9 protein-coding genes are annotated in these 13,133 nt (G+C 59.0%); 1 reads left to right on the top strand and 8 read right to left on the bottom strand.

Features of this window, described 5'->3' with window-relative positions:
- Nucleotides 1–3 precede the first annotated feature (3 nt).
- The 7 genes from ACS4NR_RS25955 to ACS4NR_RS25985 all read right to left on the bottom strand — a co-directional run bounded on the left by ACS4NR_RS25955 (nucleotide 4) and on the right by ACS4NR_RS25985 (nucleotide 10,697).
- Nucleotides 4–930, bottom strand: a complete 927-nt coding sequence (locus ACS4NR_RS25955) for an ABC transporter permease subunit (protein WP_095139463.1) — start codon at nucleotides 928–930, stop codon at nucleotides 4–6.
- Between the two features lie 10 nt (nucleotides 931–940).
- Nucleotides 941–1,951 carry an ABC transporter permease subunit gene (locus tag ACS4NR_RS25960; protein ID WP_007953665.1) on the bottom strand — a complete coding sequence of 337 codons (1,011 nt, stop codon included), beginning with the start codon at nucleotides 1,949–1,951 and terminating at the stop codon, nucleotides 941–943.
- Nucleotides 1,952–2,024: 73 nt separating this feature from the next.
- Nucleotides 2,025–3,620, bottom strand: a complete 1,596-nt coding sequence (locus tag ACS4NR_RS25965; RefSeq protein ID WP_456018680.1) for an ABC transporter substrate-binding protein — start codon at nucleotides 3,618–3,620, stop codon at nucleotides 2,025–2,027.
- A gap of 77 nt (nucleotides 3,621–3,697) precedes the next feature.
- The gene (locus ACS4NR_RS25970) at nucleotides 3,698–5,134 is read right to left on the bottom strand and encodes an OprD family porin (protein ID WP_095139465.1); all 1,437 of its coding nucleotides are present in this window, start codon (nucleotides 5,132–5,134) and stop codon (nucleotides 3,698–3,700) included.
- A gap of 175 nt (nucleotides 5,135–5,309) precedes the next feature.
- Nucleotides 5,310–6,908: an ABC transporter substrate-binding protein gene (locus tag ACS4NR_RS25975; RefSeq protein ID WP_443532103.1), complete on the bottom strand. Its 1,599-nt coding sequence runs from the start codon at nucleotides 6,906–6,908 to the stop codon at nucleotides 5,310–5,312.
- 301 nt (nucleotides 6,909–7,209) lie between these two features.
- The gene (locus tag ACS4NR_RS25980) at nucleotides 7,210–8,835 is read right to left on the bottom strand and encodes an ABC transporter substrate-binding protein (RefSeq protein ID WP_095139467.1); all 1,626 of its coding nucleotides are present in this window, start codon (nucleotides 8,833–8,835) and stop codon (nucleotides 7,210–7,212) included.
- A gap of 260 nt (nucleotides 8,836–9,095) precedes the next feature.
- Nucleotides 9,096–10,697: an ABC transporter substrate-binding protein gene (locus ACS4NR_RS25985; RefSeq protein WP_456018682.1), complete on the bottom strand. Its 1,602-nt coding sequence runs from the start codon at nucleotides 10,695–10,697 to the stop codon at nucleotides 9,096–9,098.
- Nucleotides 10,698–11,596: 899 nt separating this feature from the next.
- Here ACS4NR_RS25985 and ACS4NR_RS25990 point away from each other — a divergent pair.
- The gene (locus ACS4NR_RS25990) at nucleotides 11,597–11,959 is read left to right on the top strand and encodes a DUF6124 family protein (RefSeq protein ID WP_346651058.1); all 363 of its coding nucleotides are present in this window, start codon (nucleotides 11,597–11,599) and stop codon (nucleotides 11,957–11,959) included.
- A 170-nt stretch (nucleotides 11,960–12,129) separates the two neighbouring features.
- Here ACS4NR_RS25990 and ACS4NR_RS25995 read toward each other — a convergent pair whose 3' ends face one another.
- A complete protein-coding gene (locus ACS4NR_RS25995; RefSeq protein WP_108591439.1) occupies nucleotides 12,130–12,849 on the bottom strand; it encodes an SIMPL domain-containing protein in 720 nt (239 codons plus the stop codon).
- Nucleotides 12,850–13,133: the final 284 nt, after the last annotated feature.

Below are 13,133 nucleotides of genomic sequence, written 5' to 3' on the forward strand. Positions count from 1 at the left end.
TCCTCAGGCGGCGTTCTTGAGTTTCGGGTCCAGCGCATCGCGCAGACCGTCGCCCATCAAGTTGATTGCCAGCACGCTGAGCAAAATGGTCAAACCAGGCAGACTGACGACCCACCAGGCGCGTTCGATGTAATCGCGGGCCGAGGCCAGCATGGTGCCCCACTCAGGGGTTGGCGGTTGTACGCCAAGGCCGAGGAAGCCTAGCGCCGCAGCGTCGAGAATCGCCGAAGAGAAACTCAGGGTCGCCTGTACGATCAGCGGCGCCATGCAGTTTGGCAGCACGGTGATGAACATCAGACGTGGCAGACCGGCACCGGCCAGACGCGCGGCGGTCACGTAGTCGCGGTTCAGTTCGCCCATCACGGCGGCGCGGGTCAGACGCACGTAGGACGGCAAGGACACCACAGCAATGGCGATCACGGTGTTGATCAGGCCAGGGCCGAGGATGGCGACGATCGCCACCGCCAGCAGCAAGGACGGCAGGGCCAGCATGATGTCCATCAAGCGCATGATGGTCGGGCCGATCATCTTCGGGAAGAAACCGGCGAACAGACCGAGGAGGATCCCCGGGATCAGCGACATCACCACCGACGACAAACCGATCAGCAGCGACAGGCGCGAACCCTGGATCAGCCGTGACAGCAGGTCACGCCCCAGTTCATCGGTGCCGAGCAGGAATTGCATCTGCCCGCCTTCGAGCCAGGCCGGTGGCGTCAGCAGGAAGTCACGGTATTGCTCGCTCGGGTTATGCGGCGCGACCCACGGCGCGAAAATCGCGCAGAAGATGATCAGCAGCATGAACAGCAGGCCGGCAACCGCGCCCTTGTTCTTGGAGAAAGCTTGCCAGAATTCTTTGTACGGCGACGGGTACAGCAGGCTTTGATCCGCGCTTGGAGCGGCGGTGGCTACTGAGGATGTTGGAGTGCTCATGGTATGGACCTCAGCGCTGATGACGGATGCGTGGGTTGGCAAAGCCGTAGAGGATGTCCACTACGAAGTTGACCAGAATCACCAGGCAGGCGATTAACAGGATGCCGTTTTGCACAACCGGGTAGTCCCGGGCGCCAATGGCTTCGATCAGCCATTTACCGATGCCGGGCCAGGAGAAGATGGTTTCGGTCAGGACTGCACCGGCCAGCAGGGTGCCGACTTGCAGGCCGACCACGGTCAGGACCGGGATCAGCGCGTTGCGCAGGCCGTGCACGAACACCACACGCGACGGCGACAGGCCTTTGGCCTTGGCGGTGCGGATGTAGTCTTCACGCAGCACTTCGAGCATCGACGAACGGGTCATCCGCGCGATCACCGCCAGCGGAATGGTGCCGAGCACGATGGCCGGCAGGATCAGGTGATGCAGGGCATCGAGGAACGCGCCCATGTCATCGGCCAGCAGCGTGTCGATCAGCATGAAACCGGTGCGCGGCTCGATGTCGTAGAGCAGGTCGATCCGTCCGGACACCGGGGTCCAGCCCAGGCTCACCGAGAAGAACATGATCAGGATCAGGCCCCACCAGAAGATCGGCATCGAATACCCCGCCAGGGAAATGCCCATCACCCCGTGGTCGAACAGGGATCCTCGCTTGAGTGCCGCAATCACCCCGGCCAGAAGACCGAGGATGCCGGCGAACAGCAGGGCGGCCATGGACAGTTCCAGGGTCGCCGGGAAAAGGGAGGTGAACTCGGTCCATACGCTTTCACGCGTACGCAGGGATTCGCCGAGATCGCCGTGGGCCAGTTTGCCGATGTAGTCCAGGTACTGGGCATACAGCGGCTTGTTCAGACCTAGGCGTTCCATTGCCTGAGCGTGCATTTCGGGGTCGACCCGACGTTCGCCCATCATCACTTCCACGGGGTCGCCCGGAATCATGCGAATCAACGCGAAAGTCAGCAAGGTGATGCCGAAAAACGTGGGGATCAACAACCCCAGTCGGCGGGCAATAAAACTAAACATCTTGTGTGGTACCTCATCAGCCGGTTAGGCGTGCCCGGCGACCCTGGGGTCAGGGTCGCCGGGAGTTTCTTATCTACTTCACCTGGGTAGTGGCGAAGTTATTAGTGGTGAGAGGGCTGATGTGATAACCCTCTACGTTGTTGCGCATTGCGGTAAACATACGGGTGTGGGCCATGCTGATCCACGGTTGGTCCTGATTAAACAGCACCTGGGCCTGTTCGTAGAGTTTGGCGCGTTCGGCCGGATCTACTTTAGCCCGTGCTTCGTCGAGCAGTGCCTGGAATTTCTCGTTGCACCAGCGCGCGTAGTTTTCGCCGTTCTTGGCCGCTTCGCAACTGAGCATAGGCGTCAGGAAGTTATCCGGGTCACCGTTGTCGCCCGCCCATCCGGCCGAGACCATGTCGTGCTCGCCAGCCTTGGCGCGTTTGAGCATTTCACCCCATTCCATGACGCGGATGTCGATCTTGATCCCGACTTTCGCCAGGTCAGCCTGCATCATCTGCGCGCCGAGCATCGGGTTCGGGTTGGTCGGGCCGCCGCCGTTACGGGTAAACAGGGTAAACACGGTACCTTCCGGAACCCCGGCTTCCTTGAGCAAGGCACGGGCCTTGTCCAGATCGCGTGGCGGGTTCTTTAGGTCGTGGTTGTAGCCCAGCAGTGTCGGCGGGTACGGGTTGACCGCCACCGAGGCGTTGCCTTTGCCGAACAGCGCGTTGACGTAGGCTTCCTTGTCGAACGCGATGTCGATGGCCTTACGCACGCGCACGTCGCTCATGTACTTGTGCTGGGTGTTCATGGCGATATACGAGACGGTCATCGCATCCAGTTCGTCGACTTTCAGGTTGCTGTCTTTCTTGATGCTCGGGATGTCGTCCGGTTTCGGATACAGCGCGATCTGGCACTCGTTGGCCTTGAGCTTCTGCAGGCGCACGTTGTTGTCGGTGGCGATCGCCAGGATCAGCGCGTCGGCCGGTGGCTTGCCACGGAAGTAGTCCGGGTTGGCCTTGAAGCGCACCTGCGCATCCTTGGCGTAGCGCTGGAAGATGAACGGGCCGGTGCCGACTGGTTTGTTGTTGAGGTCGCCGGTCTTGCCGGACTTGAGCAACTGGTCGGCGTACTCGGCCGGGTAGATCGAGGAGAACGCCATGGCGATGTCGGCCAGGAACGGCGCTTCGCGGCGGGTCAGGGTGAACTTGACCGTGTTGTCGTCAACTTTTTCGACGTTTTTCAGCAGTTCCTTGAAGCCCATGCTTTCAAAGTACGGGAAGCCGACGCTCGACAGTTTGTGCCACGGGTGATTCGGGTCCAGCTGACGCTGGAAGCTCCAGACCACGTCGTCGGCGTTCATGTCGCGGGTCGGCTTGAAGTATTCGGTGGTGTGAAACTTGACGCCTTTGCGCAGATGGAACGTGTAGGTCAGGCCGTCTTCACTGATGTCCCAGGACTCGGCCAATGCCGGAATCACTTCAGTGGTGCCGGGCTTGAAGTCGGCCAGACGGTTGAAGATCGTTTCGGCCACCGCATCGGCAGTGACTGCAGTTGTGTACTGGACCATATCGAAGCCTTCCGGGCTGGCTTCGGTGCAGACCACCAAGGGTTTGGCCGAGACGCCGATGGCGGCGCTCAACAACGCGGCAGCAACGGCCGCACGTAGGGGAAGCATTTTCATCGATAACCCTCTGCAATCGGTTGAAGACAAAAAACCGAACGGCCGACTCATCATGAGTCAGCCGTCGGTTGGCGTTTTTACAGGATGTTGAACGGGATGGTGGTCACGAGACGGAACTCGTTGATGCTGCCGTCGGACTGGAACTCGCTCGCACGGTGCGCGGTGTAAGTGCCGCGAATGGTGGTGGCTTTCAGCGGACCGCTTTGTACCGCATAGGTCGCGCCGATGCCGTATTCATAGTGGTGCTCGCCGTCCTGTTCCTGGATGGTGTCGTAACCTTTGCCCGCCACACCTTTGTTGCCGGTGTAGTGGGTGCCGTCGATGCCCCAGCCGCGCGCCTGATAGATGTTGAATTTCAGACCCGGCACGCCGTACTCGGCCATGTTGATGGCGTAGGAAACCTGAAAGGACTTCTCGTTCGGGCCGTTGAAGTCCGACAGCAGGGAGTTGGCCAGGTAAATGCCGTTGGTTTCGTGCAGGTAGTCGAAGTATTCGTTACCGTTCACTTGCTGGTACGAGAAGGTCAGGTTGTGTGCCTGGTGGGTCAGGCCGAACGACAGCGAGTAGGTGTCGTTGTCGATTTCGCCCAGCAGCTTTTTGCCTTCGTCGACGGTTTTGTAGTAATTCAGGCCGGTGGTCAGAGCGAGGACATTGCTGTCACCCAACTCATGGGTGGCGCCGAAGTAGTACTGATTCCACAGGTCTTCAACCTGAGTGCCCCACAGGCTGGTTTTCAGGCTGGCGAGCGGCTGGTAGCTGATGCCTGCGGTGTTGACCTTGTCGGATTCAACGCGGCCGTTGGCGTATTCAGCGCGGAATTTTTGCAGGCTTTGTTCCGAGCGCGGCGATACGCGATCGAACGTGGCCAGGTCGAAGGACAGGTTGTTCAGTTCTTCACTGTGCAGGGCAATACCTTCGAAGCTCGAAGGCAGCGCACGGTTGCCTATCACGTCGACTTGGGGGCTGCTGAAACCCATGCGGCCGGCGGTCAGCGTAGTGTTGGAAACGCGCGCCTTGATGTTGGCCAGGCCCACTTTGCTCCACTGATCGACCGCCTCACCGTTGTTCTTGTGAGTCAGGGTACGGTTGTTCCCTGAGTAAGCGCCGGTCTTCGGTGCGCCACCGTTACCGGAGGCCAGATTCTCACGATCACGTTCGAGCGCGATGGCGTTGTACGCCGCGACTTCAGTGCTGATCCCTACAGTACCCTCGGTAAAGCCCGAGTTGTACTTGACGATGGTGCCTTGTACCCAGTTGATCCGTCGGTCGGTTTCGGCGATCTGACCGTTCTTTTTGTAGGCGAACTTGCCGCCGCGCTTCAGTTGCTCATTGGCGTACCAGTTACGCGTCGTACCGGTGATCGATTGTCCTTCGACGAAGCCGGTCGCTTCAGCCTGGGCGCTCTTGGTGTTGACGGTCACCGGGGTGAACGCCTGGCTTTGGGTTTCCGCATAAGCCGTGGCGGTGACGCTGCTGATGGCCAGGGCCAGTATCGCGGTGCTGCTCAGTTTCATGGGTGAAGCTCCTTTACTTTCTTTTTATGCCGGCTTTTTTGGGTGGGCCGGTTATTGGTTTAGAACTCATTTCACACATCGCAAACGTTTGCAAAATGCCGGATCGGCGAATTTCGGCAAAGCGCTTGCGTGAGGGGATAGACGGTCCCCTCAGCATTGCGGCTAATCGGTTGGGTTAATCGATACTGACGCCCGAGAACACATTGCGACCGAAGGGGCTGACCTTGAACCCTTCAACCCTGGCGCTTAACGGCTGGTTGACCGTCGAGTGGGCGACAGGCGTGATCGGCACTTGCTGCTTGAGCAACTGCTGCGCCTGTTTGTAGAGCATGGTGCGCTGGTCGCGGTCGGTGACGACCTTGGCCTCTTTGATCAGCTTGTCGTAAGCCGGATCGCACCACATGGAATAGTTGTTGCCGCCAATGGCGTCGCAGCTGTACAGGGTGCCCAGCCAGTTGTCCGGGTCGCCGTTGTCGCCGGTCCAGCCGATCAGGCTGATGTCGTGCTCGCCATTCTTGGTGCGCTTGATGTACTCGCCCCATTCGTAGCTGACGATCTTCACTTTCAGACCGATTTTTGCCCAGTCCGCCTGGAGCATTTCGGCCATCAGTTTGGCGTTCGGGTTGTACGGACGCTGTACCGGCATCGCCCACAGGGTGATTTCGGTGCCTTCCTTGACGCCGGCAGCCTTGAGCAGCTCTTTGGCTTTTTCCGGGTTGTAGGCGGCGTCCTTGATGCTGTCGTCGTAGGACCACTGGGTCGGTGGCATGGCGTTGACCGCCAGTTGCCCGGCGCCTTGATAAACAGCGTTGAGAATCCCCTGTTTATTCACTGCCATGTCCAGCGCCTGACGTACTTCGAGCTGGTCGAAGGGCTTGTGGCGCACGTTGTAGGCGATGTAGCCGAGGTTGAAACCCGGCTTGGAAATCAGCTGCAGTTTCGGGTCGGCTTTCAGTGCTTCGACATCGGCAGGGCGCGGGTGCAGGGTGATCTGGCATTCGCCGGCCTTGAGCTTCTGCACGCGCACCGAGGCGTCGGTGTTGATCGCGAAGATCAGATTCTTCAGCTTGACCCGGCTCGGGTCCCAGTACTGTTCGTTGCCGGTGTAACGGATGTTCGAGTCTTTCTGATAGCTCTTGAACACGAACGGCCCGGTACCGACCGGCTTCTGGTTGATGTCGCTCGGCTTGCCTTCGGCCAGCAGCTTGTCGGCGTATTCGGCGGACAGGATGGCAGCGAAGCTCATGGCGATGTTCTGGATGAACGCGGCGTCGACGCTGTTGAGGGTGAATTCCACCGTCAGCGGCCCGGTCTTTTCGACCTTGGCGATGTTCTTGTTCAGACTCATCCCGTTGAAATACGGGAATTCGGTCGGATAAGCCTTACGGAATGGCTGTTGCGGATCGAGCATGCGGTTAAACGTGAACAGCACGTCGTCGGCGTTGAAATCGCGCGTCGGTTTGAAGTACGGCGTTGTGTGAAATTTCACACCTTCACGCAGGTGAAAGGTGTACTTGAGACCATCCTCGGAAATATCCCACTTGGTTGCCAGTCCCGGTACGACGTTGGTCGCGCCTTTTTCAAACTCGACCAGACGGTTGTACAGCGGCTCGGCGGCATCGTTATCGGTGGCCGTCGTGTATTGCGCGGTATCAAAGCCCGCCGGGCTGCCTTCAGAGCAAAACACCAGGCTGTTGCTGGCGGCGTAACTGGCGGACGTGGCGGCCAACAGGCCGGCGCCCAGCAATGCGGAAAAAATCAAGGTATGGCGCATGACGCTCCCTCTTTTTGTAGTGTTGTTCAATGCACCGCGGACCCGTCCAGGGACGTTGAGGTGGCATCGAGCTCAATCCAGCACGTACGGCAAGCCGGTGGCACACGCAGAAACTGGTCAGAACCCGACGGTAGGGGCCGTGGGTCTGGCAGTAAATGCGTAATTGCCTGAAAACTCGTAGGAAAAGTCGACACGTCCTATGCCACTGCAGTCATCCGCAGCGGAATTGGCTGTAGGCAAATTCCTGACTTCCCGGCAGCTAAAGCAAGGGCGACGTCATGAACGTCGCCCTTGCAATGGCTTAATTGCTGACGCTGACGCCGTAGAAGGAATTCAAGCCGAATGGGCTGATCTTGAAGTCCTGCACGTTGGCGCGCATGGGTTGATACACCGTCGAGTGAGCGATAGGTGTCATTGGGACTGCATCTTTGAGGACGTGTTGCGCCTGTTTGTACAGTTCGGTGCGCTTGCCCTGGTCGGTCGTGCGCTTGGCTTCCTTGACGAGGCCGTCGAACTTCTTGTCGCACCACTTGGAGAAGTTGTTGCCGCTGAGCGAGTCGCAGCCGAACAGCACGTTCAGCCAGTTGTCCGGGTCACCATTGTCACCGCTCCAGCCAATGATCATGGCTTGGTTCTCGCCACCTTTGGAGCGCTTGATGTACTCGCCCCATTCGTAGCTGGTGATCTTCACTTTCAAGCCGATCTTGGCCCAGTCGGACTGGAGCATTTCAGCCATCAGTTTGGCGTTCGGGTTGTACGGACGCTGCACCGGCATCGCCCACAGCACGATCTCGGTACCTTCCTTGACGCCGGCTTCCTTGAGCAGCTGTTTGGCTTTCTCAGGGTCGTACTTGGCGTCCTTGATGGTGGTGTCGTAGGACCACTGGGTCGGCGGCATGGCGTTGACGGCCAGCTGGCCGGCGCCCTGGTAAACCGAATCGATGATCTGCGGCTTGTTCACCGCCATGTCCAGCGCCTGACGCACGCGCAGGTCAGCCAGCGGGTTCGCTTCGTTGCTGCCCTTGACCTTGTCCATCACGTTGTAGGCGATGTAGCCCAGGTTGAAACCGGCCTGGTCAGGCATCTTCAGGGTCTTGTCGGCCTTGAGCGCCGCGAGATCCGCCGGACGCGGGAACAGGGTGACCTGGCATTCGTTCTTTTTCAGCTTCTGGATACGCACCGACGGGTCGGTGGTGATGGCGAAGATCAGGTTGTCGATCTTCACGTCATCCGGCTTCCAGTAGTCCTTGTTGCCGGTGTAACGGATGTTCGAGTCTTTCTGGTAGCTCTTGAACACGAACGGGCCAGTGCCGATCGGCTTCTGGTTGATGTCGGCAGCCTTGCCGTCTTTCAGCAGTTGGGCAGCGTACTCGGCGGACTGGATCGAGGCGAAGCTCATGGCCATGTTCTGGATGAACGCGGCGTCGACTTCTTTCAGCGTGAACTTGACGGTGTGGTCGTCGACTTTATCGATCTTGGTGATGTTGGTGTCCATCCCCATGTCGGTGAAGTACGGGAATTCGGTCGGATACGCCTTACGGAACGGGTCATCCTTGTTAATCATGCGATTGAAGGTGAACAGCACGTCGTCGGCGTTGAACTCACGAGTCGGCTTGAAATACGGGGTGGTGTGGAACTTGACGCCTTCACGCAGGTGGAAGGTGTAAGTCAGGCCGTCCGGGGAAATGTCCCAGCTGGTGGCCAGGCCCGGGATAACGGCGGTGCCGCCACGCTCGAACTGGCTCAGACGGTTGAACATGGTTTCGGCTGAGGCGTCGAAGTCGGTTCCGGTGGTGTACTGGCCTGGATCAAAACCGGCCGGGCTCCCTTCGGAGCAGAACACCAGGTTAGTCGCAGCGGATGCGAAAGGTGCGGAGGCTAACAAGCCTGCGCCGACTAAAAACGGAATGACCGCGTGTTTAAGCATGTTGGCCTCATGATTTGTTGTCATTTTTTAATAGTGAGGTACGACCTCGTGAGTCGTGCCTGCGGATACTTATGCAGGGGCCATACCCAATGCAAGATCCAGAGTGTGAGCGAGCGTTAAACGGTGGCACGTACGTACCTTAATGTCGCATCTGTGTAACTTTTGACGCATTTGACCGTTTGCGAGTGGTTTTTACGGTGCAAACGAAGCCCCAAAACGGTGCGCTGGTCACGTTGTGCGCGCCGCGTTGGGGCTCGGTGTTACTTATTTATACCCACGCCGTAGAAGGGGGTAAGACCGAACGGGCTGATCTTGAAGTCGGTCACTTCCTTGCGCAGCGGCTGGAACACCGTCGAGTTGGCAATCGGGGTGATCGGCACCTGTTGTTTAAGGATCAGTTGCGCCTGTTGATACAGTTTTACCCGTTGCGCCTTGTCGGTGGTCACTTTGGCCTGCTGCACCAGTTTGTCGTAGGCCGGGTCGCACCACTTGGCGTAGTTGCTGCCTTTCACCGCCGCGCAGCTGTAGAGCACGCCGAGCCAGTTGTCCGGGTCGCCGTTGTCACCGGTCCAACCATAGATCATCGCGTCGTGTTCGCCATTTTTCGCACGCTTGATGTACTCGCCCCATTCGTAGCTGACGATGTTGGCCTTGATGCCGATTTTCTCCCAATCCTGCTGGATCATCTGTGCCGACATGCGCGCATTCGGGTTTGAAGCGCGCTGCACCGTCATCGCCCAAAGGTTGATGGTTGTACCCGGTGCAACCCCTGCTTCTTTCAGTAGCACCCGGGCTTTGACCGGGTCGTAAGGGGCGTCTTTGATGGTCGGGTCATAGGACCATTGCGCAGGCGGCAGGGCGTTCTGCGCCAACTGGCCGGCACTCTGGTAAACGGCGTTGATGATCGCCGGTTTGTCGATGGCCATGTCCAGTGCCTGGCGGACCTTGAGCTGGTCCAGCGGCGGGTGAGTGGTGTTGTAGGCGAGGAAGCCGAGGTTGAAACCGGCCTGCTTGAGCACGCGCAGGTTCGGGTCTTTCTCCATGACCTGGATGTCGGCCGGGCGCGGGTAGCCGCTGACCTGGCATTCGCCGGCCTTGAGTTTCTGCAGGCGTACGGCGGCGTCCGGGGTGATCGAGAAGATCAGGTTGTCGATCTTCACGTCTTCCGGTTTCCAGTAGGCCGGGTTGGCGGCGTAGCGGATCTGCGAGTCTTTCTGGTAGCGCTTGAATACAAACGGGCCGGTGCCCACCGGCTTCTGGTTGAGGTCGGCGGCTTTGCCTTCCTTCAACAGTTGCGCGGCGTATTCGGCCGATTGCACCGAGGCGAAGCTCATGGCGAGGTTTTGCACGAAGGCGGCGTCGACGTTGTTGAGGTTGAAGCGCACGGTCTGGGCGTCGATTTTTTCCACCGATTTGATCGTGGTGTTCAGGCCCATGTCGGTGAAGTACGGGGACTCGGCGGGGTAGGCCCTGCGAAAGGCGTTGTCCGGGTCGAGCAGGCGCTGGAAGGTGAAGAGGACGTCGTCGGCGCTGAAATCGCGGGTCGGGGTGAAATATTCCGTTGTGTGGAATTTCACGCCTTGCCGTAGGTGGAAGGTGTACTGGAGGCCGTCCGGGCTTACGTCCCAGTTGGTTGCCAGGCCGGGTTCGACTTCGGTGCCGCCGCGCTGGAATTGGGTGAGGCGGTTGAAGACGGTTTCGGCGGAGGCGTCGAAGTCGGTGCCGCTGGTGTATTGGCTGGGGTCGAAGCCGGCGGGGCTGGCTTCGGAGCAGTAGACCAAGGTGGTGGCTGCGTTTGCGATCGGGGCTATGGCTGTCAGTGCGAGGGTGATTAGTAGTGGTTTTAGGGTGAATCTTTCCATGGAGTCCCCGGGATTTGGAGGTGGTTGTTTTTTTCAGGTTAGCGGGGATTTGGGTGTGTTCGGAAATATCGTTTTTCCTGTTGGGGTGTCTATCTCGGTATATGTGGCGGCTTTTGTCGAGTGCATATCCGTTGCTGCGGTAACGGCTGCTTAGGGTTCCGCCCTTACGGCGGGTCACTTTTGACAAACGCCTCAAAAGTAACCAAAAAGGCTTGCTCCTGCGTTCGGCCCGCTCGCTGGGGCTCGGGGTTCCTTCGCTGCGGGATCGATCCGGGCGCAGCGCCTCCGGTTTGCTTCGCTGCACCTCCTCTCGCTGTGTTTGGCTGCGCCAAACGGTCGCTGCGCTCCCACCCCCGGATCAATCCCTCCACTCAGCCTTCCGACGTCGCCCGTGGATCAAGATCAAAAGCGGTACTCGAGCTAACGCTCATCGTGTGAGTGGTGAAAAGCGGGTGCGGCGACTGGCTAAGTGATGGCGGCCTGACAGCCGACCAATCTCTAACGGCCTGCACGTTATCCACTGTGGGAGCGGGCTTGCTCGCGAAGAGGGCCGTCCAGTCACCCAATAACCTTGGCTTGTTTAAAGTCGTTTCAAATAACCAGAACCTTCCCACAAGGTTTTCAGGTTGTCCCTCGGACGCCAGCTCTCTAGCCTTGAGCTGTCGCTGAAAACTCAGCGATCGGGCGTGAGAACCCGGCAGTTCATAGTCATTCAGTGCCCATACCCGCATAATTGCCGCCAGCCAATACGCTGTATGCAATTACGTTATGGCGGCTCTGTGCGGGCAGACTTTTGTCTGGCCGGGTGCCTATGACCGGTTTCTCACCCCGCACAAAGCTGCCACCTCTTCGTCGTGTGAGAAACGGCTTGAGGTGGCCTAACGTCATAGGTGAAATGCATGTCCAAACCCGTCCCAGATCCACCGCTCGAACCTACAACCCCACTCGCCGAAGCCCTCCACGCTGAAGACCTCGCGAAAAACCGCGAAGCGATCAAGCGCGCCCTCGACTTCTACCTCAGCCCCGAAGCCACAAAACCGCGCCCACCCAGTTCGATGTTCCTTGTCCATCCGGGCATCGACACGGAAAGTCTGCTGGCCCACGCCTGTGAATCCTTGGCCTCGGCCAACACCATGGCCAGTGATTTCGCCGATCAGCTCAGTCGTCCGCAGCGCAATACGGCGCTGGCGATTCAGCAGATCATCATGCTCGCTGAGCTGGCGGTGAACCGGGCGCTGGATCGGGTTGATCCGCAGACCTGAGACCGCGTTATCGTTCATCGCGAGCAGGCTCACTCCTACAGGGGAACGCATTCCAAATTGTAGGAGTGAGCCTGCTCGCGATGGCGGCGGAACATTCACTACAAAATCCAGGCACAAAAAAACCGGCGATTATCCTCTGATCGCCGGTTTTTCATTCAGCCCACATCAATTCACTGCATCAACACTTCAATCGAGCCGTCGGCGGTAAGGCTGACCTGGCTGGTGCCGGCTTCAACTTCCGGCGTGACCGGTGCCGAATCCGCCATGCCGGCGGCTTTCATCATCATCGGGGCGCGCATGTACGGTTGTGGGTAGCCGTTGCTGTTGAGGTTCAGGTTGACGATTTTGTAACCCTTGCCGCCCAGTGCGTCAGTGGCCAATTGCGCGCGGGCCTTGAAGGCGCTGACGGCTTCTTTCAGCAACTTATCCTCGCTGGCCTTGCGGGTCGGCTCGGCAATGGCGAAGTCCATGCCGCCCATTTTCAGGTCGGTCAGCAGTTCGCCGGTGAGTTTGGACAGGGCGGCGAAGTCGGCGCTTTCCAGGCGCAGTTCGGCGCGTTCACGCCAGCCGGTGATCTTCTGGCCTTTGGTGTCGTAGATCGGGTAGCTGTTGCGGCTGCCCTGGCGCAGAGTGATGTCTTTGACTTGCTTGGCCTGGGCCAGAGCCTTGTTCATGGTAGTGCTGACGTCGGCGGCGAGTTTGGCCGGGTCGGTGTTTTGCGCTTCGGTGTAGAGCGTCACGATCATCAGGTCGCGGGCCACTTCCTGGCTGACTTCGGCGCGCAGGGATATCTGGTTGTAGTGCAACTCATCGGCGGCCAGCGCCGGAAGGCTGGCGACACTGCCGACGGTCAGGGCGAGAAGGGCGGCGCTGCGGCGAAAGGTGTGCATGAAGGCTCCTTGAATAATGCGCAGGTGTTGGTTCGTCCCTGCGTGAAACCATCAGACTCTAGCTTCTGCGATCCGGTTCGCCCAGTTACAACTTCTATACAGATCTCATGTCTGCACGTATTCCTTGAGCGAATGAGATTTTTGTGGCGAGGGAGCTTGCTCCCGCTCGGCTGCGCAGCAGTCGTAAGACCAGCAATTGCGGTCTTTCAGTCAGACTGCATTTGCCGGGATTGGGCCTGCTTCGCAGTCCAGCGGGAGCAAGCTCCCTCGCCACAGTCGACCTC

This window comes from Pseudomonas sp. JQ36 (assembly GCF_053851495.1).

Bases quoted from the DNA above. Each gene is read 5' to 3' on its own strand.
- ACS4NR_RS25955 (WP_095139463.1), bottom strand. From the start codon at position 930: ATGAGCACTCCAACATCCTCAGTAGCCACCGCCGCTCCAAGCGCGGAT.
- ACS4NR_RS25960 (WP_007953665.1), bottom strand. From the start codon at position 1,951: ATGTTTAGTTTTATTGCCCGCCGACTGGGGTTGTTGATCCCCACGTTT.
- ACS4NR_RS25965 (WP_456018680.1), bottom strand. From the start codon at position 3,620: ATGAAAATGCTTCCCCTACGTGCGGCCGTTGCTGCCGCGTTGTTGAGC.
- ACS4NR_RS25970 (WP_095139465.1), bottom strand. From the start codon at position 5,134: ATGAAACTGAGCAGCACCGCGATACTGGCCCTGGCCATCAGCAGCGTC.
- ACS4NR_RS25975 (WP_443532103.1), bottom strand. From the start codon at position 6,908: ATGCGCCATACCTTGATTTTTTCCGCATTGCTGGGCGCCGGCCTGTTG.
- ACS4NR_RS25980 (WP_095139467.1), bottom strand. From the start codon at position 8,835: ATGCTTAAACACGCGGTCATTCCGTTTTTAGTCGGCGCAGGCTTGTTA.
- ACS4NR_RS25985 (WP_456018682.1), bottom strand. From the start codon at position 10,697: ATGGAAAGATTCACCCTAAAACCACTACTAATCACCCTCGCACTGACA.
- ACS4NR_RS25990 (WP_346651058.1), top strand. From the start codon at position 11,597: ATGTCCAAACCCGTCCCAGATCCACCGCTCGAACCTACAACCCCACTC.
- ACS4NR_RS25995 (WP_108591439.1), bottom strand. From the start codon at position 12,849: ATGCACACCTTTCGCCGCAGCGCCGCCCTTCTCGCCCTGACCGTCGGC.